Genomic DNA, 14339 nt, shown 5'->3' on the forward strand with positions numbered 1-14339 from the left:
GTTTAGTCACTGCGTCTCAGAAGAAGCCGCGCTTCTGCCACCAGCCACCCTTCTTGGGCTTCGGCGCATCAGGGTTTTCCTCGGTCGTACGCGTCGAAGTGACGAGCGGCTCCTGCGGTGCCGCACTTGCCGCGCGGTTCGCCCGAACGGGCTCTTCAGCCGTTTCCTCGACATTTGTTGTCTCGACGATGGCTGCTGCAGCTTCAGCCACAACGACGGCTTCCGCTTCCACGGCTTCGGCTGCTTTTTCGAGCGTGACCGGTTCAGCGACGGTTTCGGCTTCGGTTGCAGCAACTTCGACGGCTACCGGTGTCTTGGCCTTGCGTGTCCGGCGCGGCTTGGGTGCCGGGGCCGCTTCTGCGGTCTCGGCGACGTCGGCCGTTTCGGTCGTCACTTCCGTTTCAACAAGGGCTTCGCCGTCTTCCGATGCATCATCGGTCTCGGCAGCATCGTCCGTATCGCCTTCGCCTTCGGCGATCTGGCCAGAGGCTTCCTCGTCAGTGCGGTTGCGACGGCCGCCACGCTTGCCACGACGGCGGCGCTTGCGCTTCTGGCTTTCTTCGTCACCGTTCTGAGCAGCGTCTGCGCTGACTTCGGCTTCGGTCTCGGTGGCGTCGCCGTCCTCAGCGTCTTCATCCTCATCGTCACCACCGGCGTCTGCGCCATTCTCTTCCGACAGCTGCTGCCCGTTCGGACCCTGGCCGTTCTTGCCGCGACGGCGGCGACGGCGCTTGCGCTTGCGTCCCTGCTGATCGTCGCCCCCACCATTGCCGTTTGCAGCAGCGGCGGCTGCCGGCGCGGCAACCTCGGTTGCTGCAACGATGACGTCTTCTTCGTCTTCGTCCTCCGGCTCTGGAACGTAGTCGTCCTCTTCCGGTTCCGGCATCAGCGACATCAGGCTCTCGATCTTCACCGGATTGGCAACGGCCTCGCCGCGCTCGATGGTGAAGTGCTGAGCGCCGCCATGCTGAGCCGGCATGCCGGCATCAATCACGATGGAAACGCCGAAGCGGCCTTCATAGTCGACGATGGTGTCGCGCTTCTGGTTGAGCAGGTAGAGCGCCGTTTCCGGTGTCGAATGCACGATGATGTCATGCGTCGTGCTCTTGAGCAGGAACTCTTCGACACCGCGCAGAACATGCAGGGCCACGGAGGACTGCGAGCGGATCAGGCCGGTGCCCTGGCAGTGCGGGCAGACCTGGGTCGTCGATTCCAGCACCGAGGCGCGAATGCGCTGACGCGACATTTCCAGAAGGCCGAAATGCGAGATGCGGCCAACCTGAATGCGGGCACGGTCGTTCTTCAGGCAATCCTTCAGCTTCTTCTCGACGGCGCGGTTGTTGCGCTTTTCTTCCATGTCGATGAAGTCGATGACGATCAGGCCAGCCAGGTCGCGCAGGCGCAGCTGACGTGCCACTTCTTCCGCCGCTTCGAGGTTGGTCTGGAGAGCCGTGTCCTCGATCGAGTATTCGCGGGTCGAGCGACCCGAATTGACGTCGATCGACACCAGCGCTTCGGTCTGGTTGATGATGATGTAGCCACCGGACTTCAGCGTCACCTGCGGCTGCAGCATCTTGTCGAGCTGGCCTTCGATGCCCGAGCGCGAAAAGATCGGATGCAGGTCGCGATAGGGCTGAACCACCTTGGCATGGCTCGGCATCAGCATCTTCATGAAGTCTTTCGCTTCGCGATAGCCTTCTTCGCCCGAGACAACGATCTCGGAAATGTCCTTGTTGTAAAGGTCGCGGATCGACCGCTTGATCAGCGATCCTTCTTCATAGACGAGGCAGGGCGCCGTCGAGGCGAGCGTCAACGTGCGGACATTTTCCCACAGGCGCATCAGATATTCGAAGTCGCGCTTGATCTCGACCTTGGTGCGGTTGGCACCGGCCGTGCGCAGGATCACGCCCATGCCCTGCGGCACTTCGAGGCCACGGGCAATCTCCTTGAGACGCTTGCGGTCGGTCGGGTTGGTGATCTTGCGGGAAATGCCGCCGCCGCGCGCCGTGTTCGGCATCAACACCGAGTAGCGGCCGGCAAGCGAGAGATAGGTGGTGAGGGCAGCGCCCTTGTTGCCGCGTTCTTCCTTGGCAACCTGGACCAGCAGGATCTGCCGGCGCTTGATCACTTCCTGGATGCGATACTGCTTGCGCGGCTTGCGCACGACACGATCCGGAACCTCTTCCATGGCGTCTTCGGCGCCGACGGATTCGATTTCTTCCTTTTCTTCGATGTGGCCGTCTTCGTCATCGTCGCCATCATCGTCATCGTCGCGGCCCCGACCGCGACGGCCGCCAGCTTCCTCGGAAACTTCGTCCATGTCGACCATGGCTGCAATGGTGCCGCCCTTGGCGTCGTCGTCGCCTTCGGTTTCGTCGCCGGCCTCCGTGGCGGCTTCGTCTGTGGCGGCTGCCTTCTTGGCGCGGGGCTTGCGAACCCGCTTGGCCTTGGCCTTCGGTGCAGTCTCGTCTGAAGCCGCCTCTTCGGCGACAGCCTCGACCACAGTTGCTTCGTCCGAAACGGCTTCGTCCGCAACTTCAACCTCGGCGACGACTGGCGCCGGAGCTGGCATTGCGGGCTGAATGTCTGGCTGGTCCTGAAGGGCAGGATCGCTGCTCAGGATCTCGTCGCCTTCGACGTCGTTTTCCCGGCGGTGTTCTTCGGCCTCGGCTCGAAGAAGTGCCTGACGGTCGGCGAGCGGGATCTGGTAATAGTCCGGGTGAATTTCGGCAAAGGCGAGGAAGCCGTGGCGATTGCCGCCGTAATCAACGAAAGCGGCCTGTAGCGAGGGTTCGACTCGCGTTACCTTTGCCAGATAGATATTGCCCCGGATCTGCTTCTTGTGTTGGGATTCGAAATCGAATTCTTCGATGCGGTTACCGCGGACGACGACAACGCGGGTCTCTTCTTCGTGAGACGCGTCGATAAGCATTTTGTCTGCCATTTAAGCTTTGCTCCTCGGCGCATTCGTTCGGTGACCCAGCCGCGCTCTGAACAAAGCGGCGGGCCCCTGGCAAACGATGCGACGGATAAGAAAGGAAACGCACGGGGAACAGGGTTTGCGGCGACCGCACGGGCATCGGGAAATCAATTGATCCCGGTCCGTTCGTGACTATGTCAACCTGCCGCAACAACATCGAAAACCGTACGTCTACGACTATGATATGGATCCGCCTGGGATCCGATGAATGCTCTTGAAGAGCCGTTGGTGGAAACCCACCGTTGGGTGCCGGCATTGCCGGCGTGTTGAACCAGTTTCAGGACAGAGTGCGACGACGGCGGATGAACTTCCCGTTGGACAGGCGCCAAATCCATTGTCTGAGGTTGGCAGCCGTGACGGAAATCCTATCCCGTTTGCACTCTTATCCCTCGCTTGCGTTGTATGTATTATCCTTCACAATAGCAAGAGCAAACGGATTTACGCCGTAAAGGCAGTCGATTAGACGGGGTGGCTCAGGCGCCACGATTCGCTTTCTGGCTGTGCTGAATGACGTGATTTTGCAGTCATGTTTCGGTCACAATCGGTCGATGGGGCCTGCAGGCTGAGCGACATCTTTGAATTTCGCTTTTGTGATGGCGGTCACTGAGACCTTGAGGAAAAGACTGGAAGCGGCCTTGGTCACGAGCACGAGTGGGGCGATGGTGAACCTTGTGGGGCGAAAATTTCGAATCGTATTAACCGTCATTGCCATGTCGCTGGGGCAGGGGAGCTTCGCGCCCGCAATGGCGGTTGACGAGGCAAAGGCTGAGGCGAGTGCATCTGCTCCGTTGGTTGCCTATGCCGCCCGCATCGCTGGAGACGATGCCCGCACACGAATCGTCATAGATTTTGACGGTCGTCCTGATGTCGCGCTGCGCTACATCGCCCATCCGGACCGCATCGTGGTTGATCTGCCCGCCACCGCCTTTGCCTTCGATGAGGGGAGCCTTGGGGCCACCGGGTTGTTTAGCGACATTCGCTACGGCTCTGTCGACAATCAATCTGCCCGCATCGTGCTGACGGCCGCACGTCCCGCCCGTTTCGTTGTTTCGGATGTCAGGGCCAATGACGAAGGTAACGGTTACCGTCTCGTCCTGGATGCGGAATTGGTGCCGGCTGAGGAGTTTGCCGAACTGGTCAAGACGCAGGCCTGGAGTGCCGGTGATGCTCCAAGCGTCACCGACGAGGTCGCTGTCGAGCCGTCGCACGAATTTGTGATCGCCATCGATGCGGGGCATGGTGGCATCGATGCGGGCGCCACGGGAGCTGGAACCCGCACCGCTGAAAAAGAGATCACGCTTGCCTTTGCCAAATCCTTGCATGAGCGATTGTCGGGCGAAGCGGGCATTCGCGCAGTCCTGACCCGCAGCGATGATCGGTTCCTGTCTCTGTCCGAGCGCGTGCTGATCGCGCGTCGCCAGGGGGCTGATCTCCTGATCTCCCTCCACGCCGATACGCTTCGCCAGGCTGATACCCGTGGCGCGACCGTCTACACGATCTCCGACAAGGCGTCCGACCATATGGCCGCGCAGCTTGCCGAGCGCGAAAACCTTTCCGATGCGATCGGCGGTGTCGCCCTTCCAACCGAAACGGCAGAGGTCAATGACATCCTGCTCGACCTGACACGGCGGGAAACGCAGGCGTTTTCGATCTCGATGGCGCAGGCGGTGGTCCAGTCCTTCGAGGGGCAGATCTCGCTCATCAACAATCCCCACCGCCATGCGGGTTTCCGCGTGTTGCAGGCCCCGGATGTGCCCTCCATTCTGCTCGAGCTTGGATTCCTCTCCAATAAGCAGGACGAGAAACTGCTGCTCGATGACAAGTGGCGGGACAAGGTCGCCGATCTCCTCGTCGAGGCCATCCGGCGCTATCGGGCGCCACTGATGGTCAACGGTGGTTGATCCACATGTCCAGCCAGCTGTGGACTGCATCGCGCCTCCTGGTGCTTCGCTGTGCTGCTTGGCCGGAACGCCCTATTTTCCTCACATTGTGACCGCACCCCGTTTCCTCGAACCCTGATGGCGGCCAGCGGTGAATCGCAAGCTCGTCCGGCGCTTTGACCGTCTTGTCATCCATGGCGCGACGTGCAAAACGCCACGGGATGTGCAAAGCTGATGGCGGCGCGCTGTACCTGAAGTCGGACCCGGTAGCGGAAACATGATCAGACTGATTGGATATCTCTTCGGATTGGCATCCGTTCTGGCACTGTGCGTGGCGGCAGCCGTTGCCGTCTATCTGCACGGCGTCAGCCGCGACTTGCCGAACTTCGAGGTGTTGGCGAGCTACGAACCGCCGGTGACCACGCGTATCCATGCCGGCAACGGCGCGCTGATGGCGGAATATGCCCGCGAACGCCGTCTGTTCCTTCCGATTCAGGCCATCCCGGACCGGGTGAAGGCTGCCTTCCTTTCGGCTGAAGACAAGAATTTCTACAACCACCCCGGCGTCGACATTACCGGCCTTGGTCGCGCTATTCTGGTCAACCTGCAGAATTTCGGCTCCGGTCGCCGCCCGGTCGGTGCGTCGACGATCACCCAGCAGGTGGCGAAGAACTTTCTTCTGAGCGCCGACCAGACCATGGACCGCAAGGTCAAGGAAGCCATTCTCTCCTTCCGTATCGAGCAGGCCTATTCGAAGGACAAGATCCTTGAGCTCTATCTGAATGAGATTTTCTTCGGACTGAATTCCTATGGTATCGCCAGTGCGGCGCTGACTTATTTTGACAAGTCGGTCACCGAACTGACGATCGCCGAAACGGCCTATCTCGCCTCCCTACCCAAGGGCCCGGCCAATTATCATCCGTTCCGCCGCGAGGCAGCAGCGCTTGAGCGCCGCAACTGGGTTATCGACCGGATGGTGGAAAACGGTTTCGTCGCGCGCGACGAAGGGGAAGAGGCCAAGAAGCAGCCACTCGGCGTCAATCTGCGTCGCACTGGTTCGTATCTTTTTGCATCCGATTACTTCTCCGAGGAGGTCCGCCGTCAGCTGATCGAGCGCTACGGCGACGAGGCTCTCTACGAGGGCGGCCTGTCCGTGCGCACCTCGCTTGATCCTGACATGCAGAAGGCCGCCCGGTCTGCCCTGCAGTCCGCGCTGCTGACCTACGACCAGCGCCGCGGTTTCCGCGGCCCGGTGAAGAAGATCCCGATGGATGGCGATTGGGGTGTTCCGCTTGCCGACGTTCCGGCTCTGTCCGATGTGCCGGAATGGAAGGTCGCCGTCGTGCTCGACGCTTCCTCCGACGGCGTTGATATTGGCTTGCAGCCTGCCAAGGAAGCCGGGGGCAGGGTGCTTGGAGACCGGGAGCGGGCGCGTATCGCGCCAAAGGACATGGAATGGGCCTATCGCTCTGCCGATCCGGATCGCAAGTCCGCCAAGTCGCCCGAAGGCGTTCTGTCTGCTGGTGATGTCGTCTATGTGCAGCAAGTGGAAGAGGGCAGCAACCGCTATCGCCTGCGCCAGCTCCCCCGTGTTCAGGGCGGCATTGTTGCGATGGACCCGCATACGGGGCGCGTTCTGGCCGTTGCCGGCGGCTTCTCCTATGCCCAGTCGGAGTTCAACCGCGCGACGCAGGCGATGCGCCAGCCGGGCTCTTCGTTCAAGCCGTTCGTTTATGCCGCAGCACTCGATACCGGCTATACGCCGGCCTCCGTCATCCTCGATGCGCCGGTCGAGTTCGTCGCCGGTGGCGAGGTCTGGCGTCCGCAGAACTATGGTGGCGGCTCGGCCGGTCCCCAGACGCTGCGCATGGGTATCGAAAAGTCGCGAAACCTGATGACGGTACGCCTTGCCAACGACATGGGCATGAACCTCGTTGCCGAATATGCCGAACGCTTCGGTGTCTATGACAAGATGAACCCGGTGCTATCGATGTCGCTGGGCTCCGGCGAAACGACGGTGCTGCGCATGGTCTCGGCCTATGCCGTCTTTGCCAATGGTGGCAAGCAGATCAAGCCGACCCTCATCGACCGTATCCAGGACCGCCACGGCAAGACCATCTTCCGCCATGAAGACCAGATCTGCCAGACCTGCAATGCCGATCGTTTTGCCGGACAGGAAGAGCCTGTTGTCGTGGACAACCGTGACCAGGTTCTCGACCCGATGACCGCCTACCAGATTACCTCGATGATGGAAGGTGTCATCACGCGCGGAACGGCAGCCGGCAAGATCAAGCTCGACCGCCCGGTCGCCGGCAAGACCGGTACCTCGAATGACGAGAAGGACGCGTGGTTCGTCGGCTATACGCCGGATCTGGTTGCCGGCGTCTATATCGGCTTCGATACACCGGCCCCGCTTGGCCGTGGCTCGACCGGTGGTTCGCTGGCCGCCCCGATCTTCAACGATTTCATGCAGAAAGCCACGGCCAATACGCCTCCTGGGAAGTTCTTTGTACCGGAAGGCATGAGCTTCATCGCTGTCAACCGTACGACGGGCATGTTCGCGCTCGAAGGCGAACCGGACACGATCATCGAAGCCTTCAAGCCCGGCACCGGTCCGGCCGATACGCTCTCGGTCATCGGCATGGATGGCTATGCGCCGCCGGAAGAAATCCTGCGCGAATCGCCCCAGGCGAACCAGGCCGTGACCTCGGGATCCGGCGGCCTCTTCTGATCCTTCGAGACCTCTCGCGATGACCCGGCCCTTTACATCAGGGCCGGGCGCAACTATGCGAGGGCCAGATTTTTTCACCAGCTGCCACGAGGTTGAGACCGGACGCATGCGCAACGAAATCGAGAACGTAGTCGACGAAATCAAGCAGGCCATAAGCCTGCTGAGGAGGCATCTTTGACTGGGATCAGGCGATAAGACGACTGGACTGGTTGAACAACAAGGCAGAGGATCCCAACCTCTGGAATGATGCCCAGGAAGCCCAGAAGCTGATGCGCGAGCGCCAGCAGCTGGATGATAACATTGCAGGCGTCAAGCGTCTCGAACAGGCGATGAAGGACAACATCGAGCTGATCGAGATGGGCGAGGAAGAGGGCGACGAATCGGTCATCAAGGATGCCGAGGACCAGCTCAAGGCACTCAAGACCGAAGCTGCACGGCGTCAGGTCGAGGCCATGCTGTCTGGCGAAGCCGATGGCAATGACACCTATGTCGAAGTCCATTCCGGCGCCGGCGGCACGGAGAGCCAGGACTGGGCGAACATGCTTCTGCGCATGTATACCCGCTGGGCCGAGCGCTCGGGCTTCAAGGTGGAAGTGCTGGAAGTGCACGATGGCGAAGAAGCCGGCATCAAGTCTGCGACCATTCTGGTCAAGGGCCACAATGCCTATGGTTGGATGAAAACGGAATCGGGCGTTCACCGCTTGGTCCGCATATCGCCCTACGATTCGAATGCACGCCGCCACACGTCCTTTTCGTCGATCTGGGTTTACCCAGTGGTCGACGACTCGATCCAGATCGAGATCAACGAAAGCGACTGCCGCATCGACACCTATCGTTCGTCCGGTGCGGGTGGTCAGCACGTCAACACCACAGACTCGGCCGTGCGTATCACGCATATTCCGACCGGCATCGCAGTTGCCTGCCAGCAGGAACGCTCGCAGCACAAGAACCGCGCCAAGGCGTGGGATATGTTGCGCGCCCGCCTTTACGAAGTCGAACTGAAGAAGCGTGAAGAGGCAGCCAATGCCGAAGCCGCCTCCAAGACGGATATCGGTTGGGGCCATCAGATCCGCTCTTACGTTCTGCAGCCGTACCAGCTGGTCAAGGACCTGCGCACCGGTGTTGAAAGCACCGATCCGGACAGCGTTTTGAACGGCGAACTGAACGAGTTCATGGAGGCCGCCCTTGCTCACCGCATCAGCGGCAAGGCATCGGAAGTCGCAGACATCGACTGAAGGGCAGAGCTTGGGCTATAGATGAAGAGATGGCGGGGGGGCCGAGGCGCCCCGCCTTTTTTCTTTTGTCTCGATCGGCTGTCAGCAAACGCTGTCAGAGGGGCAGGTGGGTCAGTTGCTCGCCCGCTCGACCCTGATGTCTCCGAGATCGTCAATCAGCACTGTCCATTCCTCGACGCGCTCGCTCTGCGGATCGGTCTTCAGATAGACGGTTGCAAAAAAACCGGGCGTTCCCGCGACGCCGGTCATGCTTTCGGGCTGGATGCCGGTGACATAAGGCCGGATCGCGGTGAATTCTTCCAGTTCCACGCTCTCGACGAGTTTCGGGCCGGCCTCGCCCGCGCTGACCATCTGCAAAAAGACCCGCGCCGTGCGGTCTGGCTGGCGAATGGCGACCAGCTTGTAGTAGCCGCTGCCCGTCGCCGTCGTGCCAACGCCGGCAAGCGGTAAACCTTCGGGGCCTGCCTGCCAGAAGCCGCCGCTGACCACGAAGGTGGCTGTCACCGGCAATTGGTCGATGTCCTCGGCTATGGAGAGCGGGGCGGACATCAACAGCACAAGGGCGGCAGCGGAAAGGACGCGTCGCATCGAAAACCTCAAACTTGAAACCTCAGCCGGAAAACTGTTCGGCGATGATCCGATCGGACCAGGAGCGTCCCGGATCCGACAGAATGCGGGCGGTCGTCTCCTCGGATTGGGCAATTTCGACCCGCAGCACAGACTTGACCTCGTTATGATCCGCGACCGCGTTCACCGGTCGCTTCTCCGGCTCCAGCACTTCGAGCACAACGGTCACCTTATCGGGCAGGAGTGCACCACGCCAACGCCGGGGCCTGAATGCGCTGACAGGCGTCAATGCCAGCAGCGGCGCCTCAAGCGGCAGGATTGGGCCATGGGCCGAAAGGTTGTAGGCCGTTGACCCGACCGGAGTGGCCACCATAAGCCCGTCGCAGATCAGTTCTTCCAGCCGCACGCGCCCGTCGATCAGCACCCGGATCTTGGCTGCCTGATAGGACTGCCGCAAGAGAGAGACTTCGTTGATGGCGAGGGCAAAGGAGATCGACCCGTCAGCATTGGTTGTCGTCATCTTCAGCGGGTGGAATTCGTTTTCGACTGCTGCACCGATTCGCTCATGCAACTGTTCGACGGAAAAATCATTCATCAGAAAACCAACTGATCCACGATTCATGCCGTAAATCAGCTTGCCGCTGTTCATCGTGTCATGCAGGACCTGCAGCATGAAGCCGTCTCCGCCCAGCGCGACGATCACATCGGCATCGGTCGGGGTCGTGTCACCATAGAGGCGAATCAGCGCCTCTCTCGAAGCCTGAGCCTCTTCGGTGCCTGAGGCGATGAAGGATAGCGACCGGAAGGTGCGAGACATGGCTGGCCCTGTTGACGATTGGCGTCAGTCGTACATGACAACAGACAGCAACGACAAGCCGTTAGGCGGCAATTCGGTTCGGCTGGAAAATTGCGCCTGAAATGCATTGCGGCGCATCATTCACCATTTGTGCTAACCTTGGCCTGATTTTTTGCTTTACGGCAGAAAGTTTTCCGCATACACACCCCGCACTGCCCTTGTAGCTCAGTTGGTAGAGCACCTGATTTGTAATCAGGGGGTCGCGGGTTCGAACCCTGCCGGGGGCACCACTCTCCTAATTTTCGTGAAGTCTATCAATGCGTTGGTGCTTGTCATGCGGCGCCGCGACGTGCCGTATTTTCGGCGTGCGCATGATGGAGCGGACGAGTTCTCTTCCCCGCCCTGTCGTTTTGATGGAGATCACTCTGGTCCGGGCGGAGGGATGACATGGTGGGGTCTGTTGTCCTGTGAGGACAGGCGCGAACTGCGTCAGGCGGTTCGCGAAGCCGCTGTCACCTGTCCAACGCTCGCGTACTTCCCCTGTCGCGGCAACCACCCGGTTCCGGCGTCTGATACTCCGGCCGGCAGCATGAATTGCCGGGAGAGGGAGACGAGTCTTTTTCGAGATCGGCCACATGGTGCCGATCCGCTATTCGGCGACCGGATGACGACAACGGCATCCGGCCAAGCCCTCTTATTCAGGCATTGATGTTTTCAGACGTAGCCGACGGCACCGATCTGCACCATGCGTTCGACACCGTAATCGCGCGCGTGATCCTTCGACCGCCGGTCTTTGCGGCGCTGGCTCGTAAGCTCGACCATCGGCATGCTGAGGGCGGCATCGGCAAAGGTGCCGGTATCGGGCGTTTCAGGCGTCGGTTCGCGAAGCGTGCTGATAAGTGAAAACATGTCGGTCCTCCAGATCTCAAGGAAATGGCCAGATGGCGGTGATGTTCCGAGGCTAGGCAGAACATCTTGACCATCCGTTAACCATAGCGGGAAAAATGGCACGGGATGGGCCGAGGGGGACGTTTGTTTGGCCACGCCGGATATCCGGTCTTGGTGCAGTGCGAAAAATGACAATTTACAAGCGTTCCGTTTGGGCGCCTACTCCTGTCTTGGCACTTAGAGACGGAGTTTCATGATGATCTTCGCACTGACGCCCTTCACCCTGTTCCACGTCATCCTCAGTCTTGTCGGCATCGTTGCGGGCATCGTCGCCCTGCGCGGATGGCTGCGCTCTGAGTTTCGGTCCGGTTGGAATGCGCTCTTCCTCGGATCAACGGTGGCAACGGTTGTAACTGGATTTCTCTTCCCTTTCAGCGGGGTCACGCCCGCCATCGGCGTGGGGATCTTGATGAGCCCGCTGCTCGCCGCAGCCCTGTTCGCGCTTTATGCTCGCCGTCTCGCTGGCCATTGGCGAGAGATCTTCCTGATCTGTTCGACGGCCTCGCTCTACCTCAACGTCTTCGTCCTTGTGGCCCAGGGATTCCTCAAGGTGCCCGCGCTCAACGCCCTCGCGCCCACCGGCTCCGAGCCGCCCTTTCTTGTGGTGCAGGTGATCGTTCTCGCGGCTTTTCTGTGGTTGGGATACAGGGCTGTCCGAGGTTTCCGGCCAATGACGGTCTGATAAACCATGTCCACGCGGAGGTCGCAGTGGATGTGTCGGCCCGGCCTGTGAAACCCTCTATGTAGGCGGTAAGTTGCTTAGGTAATTCGCTAACGGGAGGCGTCGGGGGCTGTGTGCGTTGGCGTTTTGCCCCCGAGGCCGGGCAGCCCGGATTCGCCAAGCGTTTTCATGCGGGATCATTGAGCGGGGCAGGTCCGTCCGCCCGCGCAGCTGGCCTATGAAGCTGCCTCAGTCATCATTCCGAAGCGGTTCGTGGAAGCGGGCTGTCGGGGCTGCATGAGCTTCGCCGCTTCGACGGGACAGCTGTCGTGGGCGAGCAGCGGTTCCGTCGAAGTCGGGGATGCGGCCGATCAGGCCTTGCGGGCGAGATGTTGGCGGGTGGCGTAGAGAGCGATCGCTGCGGCATTCGAAACGTTGAGCGACTTGATCGCGCCCGGCATGTCGAGGCGTGCAAGTGCCGAGACCGTTTCGCGCGTCTTCTGCCGCAGGCCCTTGCCCTCGGAGCCGAGAACCAGCGCCACGCGACTGCCCTGCAGCATGTCTTCCATGGGGGCCGGTCCTTCCGAATCGAGGCCGATGGTGAAGAAGCCAAGATCGTGCAGCTCGCCGAGAGCGCCAGCAAGGTTTGTGACCTGGATGTAGGGAATCATTTCCAGCGCGCCGGAGGCTGATTTGGCCAGTACACCTGATTCGGTTGGGCTGTGGCGTTGCGTCGTGATGACGGCGCCGGCGCCGAATGCGACCGCCGAACGCATGATCGCACCGACATTGTGCGGATCGGTCACCTGGTCAAGGACGAGAAGCAGGGGGCTGTCCTTCAAGGCTTCCAGTCGACGCACGGGCAGGGGACGCGTCTCCAGCATGACACCCTGATGGATTGCGTCGGGACCGAGCGCTTTGTCGAGATCCTGCGGCGTCACGGTCTCGAAGGGAATGCCGAGGTTTTCCACAGATGCGATTTCCAGCCGGACCAGCGCGTTCTGGGTTGCGGAAAGCTTGATCAGCTTGCGCTCCGGATTGTCGAGCGCGGCACGCACCGTGTGCAGGCCGTACAGGAAGACCTGGTCGGGGGCGATAGGCGGTGGTGTCCAGTCGGCATTGCTCTTGCGCCGCGTCTGCGGGGCGGGTGTCGGGATTTCGCCGCGTTCGCGCTTTGCGTCGCGCACCTGTCGGCGCAGCGTCGCATAGTGAGTGTCACGGGCGGTTTTGTCTGTTTTGGGATCTTTTGCCATAGGCCCTTATAACGGGCGGGCTCGAATGGGCATAGAGGGTGCTGTGAATTGTCGGCGGGAAAGGCCGGCGCACAAGGGCTGATGTTTTTTTTGGAAATTTTCCGCAAACTTCGTGTTGACACGAGCCGGTTCGGCCGTCATATACCCGCCGCAGACCGAGGGGCAACGCCCACTGGTCGAGACTAAAAAGCTTGGTCGAACGATCCGGACGAAAGAATGGAGAGATGCCCGAGTGGTTAAAGGGGACGGACTGTAAATCCGTTGGCTCAGCCTACGTTGGTTCAAATCCAACTCTCTCCACCATTCGTCCTCGGATCGTGAAATGCGGGTATAGCTCAATGGTAGAGCAGCAGCCTTCCAAGCTGAATACACGGGTTCGATTCCCGTTACCCGCTCCAAGTGTGACTTCCCACTCTCTTTGACATTTTGCGTTCTACCGCGCTGATCGCTGTTTGCGATGCATCGCGCTGTCTGCAAGTTATGCCAGCTCTTGTGATCGCTGTCATAGAGTGATCCTGATCCCGCGCTCCGCTGCACACTTTCACCACTTTTCCCGCAATGACTGATCCGGCCATCGCCTCATGGAGACGGCTGTGATTTTCATCTCGAGTTCCGGGAGACCATGCGTCATGAAGACGTCACCTAATCTCGCGTCATTCTGCGCCTATGCTCTCACCTTGTCAGCCGCTCAGGCGCCCCTGTCGGCATTGGCCGCGCCGCGGGATGCCGTGACCCGCGATGTACAGGGATATGCGATTGCCGTCTGTCTTGACCGGCAGGAGAATGAGGTTCTCAAGGAACAGGGCAATGGATGGGCCGCAATCATTGTCGAGCGGGGCAAAGGTGATATCGAGGACTGGGCGCCGCTCCGCAATGCGGTTGAAGCAGCCCTGGCGGAAGCGGCGGTGCCCGTGGTCCGGGGCGACGGTGGGGAACATCCGATGCCGCTGTTCCAATGCGCCGAGCTTATCGATGATCCCATCGTGGCGGCTGAGATCGATGCGACCATAGCAAAGATGAAGCCTGCCTACGGCGCGCCATGACAAGCCCTTGGTAGCGCTGGAGAGCGCCAGAGATTTAACTCTTGCGCAATGGATGCGAAAGCCTTAAACGGCGGGACCAAACCGGGTCGCCCGGGGAAACCTCTTTTCGTTCATAGGAAAGCATTCAAATGGCAAAGAGTAAGTTTGAGCGCAATAAGCCGCACGTCAACATCGGTACGATCGGCCACGTCGACCACGGCAAGACGTCTCTGACGGCAGCGATCACCAAGTACTTCGGTGAATTC

The 14339-nt window shown here is 60.4% G+C and carries 11 protein-coding genes and 3 tRNA genes; 9 read left to right on the forward strand and 5 right to left on the reverse strand.

Annotated elements, in window-relative coordinates; translation table 11 throughout:
- Positions 1 to 16 precede the first annotated feature (16 nt).
- Complete coding sequence (locus ACSV9I_RS20915; protein ID WP_438330675.1) at positions 17 to 2944, reverse strand: Rne/Rng family ribonuclease; 2928 nt, start codon at positions 2942 to 2944, stop codon at positions 17 to 19.
- 746 nt (positions 2945 to 3690) lie between these two features.
- Between ACSV9I_RS20915 and ACSV9I_RS20920 the strand changes: the two genes are divergently transcribed.
- From ACSV9I_RS20920 to prfB, 3 genes are all read left to right on the forward strand, one after another.
- On the forward strand, positions 3691 to 4881 hold the full coding sequence (locus ACSV9I_RS20920; protein ID WP_438330688.1) for an N-acetylmuramoyl-L-alanine amidase: 1191 nt from the start codon (positions 3691 to 3693) through the stop codon (positions 4879 to 4881).
- 256 nt (positions 4882 to 5137) lie between these two features.
- A complete protein-coding gene (locus ACSV9I_RS20925) occupies positions 5138 to 7591 on the forward strand; it encodes a penicillin-binding protein 1A (protein WP_438330676.1) in 2454 nt (817 codons plus the stop codon).
- Positions 7592 to 7697: 106 nt separating this feature from the next.
- Positions 7698 to 8826, forward strand: a protein-coding gene (gene prfB, locus ACSV9I_RS20930; RefSeq protein WP_438330678.1) for a peptide chain release factor 2 whose coding sequence is annotated in 2 segments (ribosomal slippage) — positions 7698 to 7766 and positions 7768 to 8826 — 1128 coding nt in all. Because the reading frame shifts where the segments join, the coding sequence is not laid out codon by codon here.
- 111 nt (positions 8827 to 8937) lie between these two features.
- Here the strand turns inward: prfB and ACSV9I_RS20935 are convergent.
- Positions 8938 to 9414 (reverse strand): hypothetical protein, encoded by a 477-nt coding sequence (locus ACSV9I_RS20935; RefSeq protein ID WP_438330679.1) that lies wholly within the window; start codon positions 9412 to 9414, stop codon positions 8938 to 8940.
- A 22-nt stretch (positions 9415 to 9436) separates the two neighbouring features.
- On the reverse strand, positions 9437 to 10210 hold the full coding sequence (locus ACSV9I_RS20940; RefSeq protein ID WP_054158982.1) for an NAD kinase: 774 nt from the start codon (positions 10208 to 10210) through the stop codon (positions 9437 to 9439).
- Positions 10211 to 10403: 193 nt separating this feature from the next.
- On the opposite strand from ACSV9I_RS20940, the gene ACSV9I_RS20945 reads away from it, so the two are divergent.
- Positions 10404 to 10479 (forward strand) — tRNA-Thr (locus tag ACSV9I_RS20945).
- 424 nt (positions 10480 to 10903) lie between these two features.
- Here the strand turns inward: ACSV9I_RS20945 and ACSV9I_RS20950 are convergent.
- Positions 10904 to 11098 carry a hypothetical protein gene (locus tag ACSV9I_RS20950; RefSeq protein ID WP_438330680.1) on the reverse strand — a complete coding sequence of 65 codons (195 nt, stop codon included), beginning with the start codon at positions 11096 to 11098 and terminating at the stop codon, positions 10904 to 10906.
- Between the two features lie 232 nt (positions 11099 to 11330).
- Between ACSV9I_RS20950 and ACSV9I_RS20955 the strand changes: the two genes are divergently transcribed.
- Positions 11331 to 11819: a hypothetical protein gene (locus ACSV9I_RS20955; protein WP_438330681.1), complete on the forward strand. Its 489-nt coding sequence runs from the start codon at positions 11331 to 11333 to the stop codon at positions 11817 to 11819.
- Positions 11820 to 12169: 350 nt separating this feature from the next.
- Here ACSV9I_RS20955 and rlmB read toward each other — a convergent pair whose 3' ends face one another.
- Entirely contained in the window at positions 12170 to 13051 is an 882-nt protein-coding gene (gene rlmB / locus ACSV9I_RS20960) for a 23S rRNA (guanosine(2251)-2'-O)-methyltransferase RlmB (protein ID WP_054158931.1), read from the reverse strand.
- Positions 13052 to 13269: 218 nt separating this feature from the next.
- Between rlmB and ACSV9I_RS20965 the strand changes: the two genes are divergently transcribed.
- The 4 genes from ACSV9I_RS20965 to ACSV9I_RS20980 form a co-directional block, all read left to right on the forward strand.
- Positions 13270 to 13354: transfer RNA gene (locus ACSV9I_RS20965), tRNA-Tyr, on the forward strand.
- A 21-nt stretch (positions 13355 to 13375) separates the two neighbouring features.
- Positions 13376 to 13449 (forward strand) — tRNA-Gly (locus ACSV9I_RS20970).
- A gap of 231 nt (positions 13450 to 13680) precedes the next feature.
- Positions 13681 to 14094, forward strand: coding sequence for a hypothetical protein (locus tag ACSV9I_RS20975; protein ID WP_438330682.1), 414 nt, complete (start codon positions 13681 to 13683; stop codon positions 14092 to 14094).
- A 128-nt stretch (positions 14095 to 14222) separates the two neighbouring features.
- On the forward strand, positions 14223 to 14339 hold a 117-nt coding region (locus tag ACSV9I_RS20980; RefSeq protein ID WP_139108845.1), incomplete at its 3' end, for a GTP-binding protein.

Origin of the sequence: Rhizobium sp. G187 (genome assembly GCF_051549525.1) — a bacterium.
Lineage (GTDB): Bacteria > Pseudomonadota > Alphaproteobacteria > Rhizobiales > Rhizobiaceae > Allorhizobium.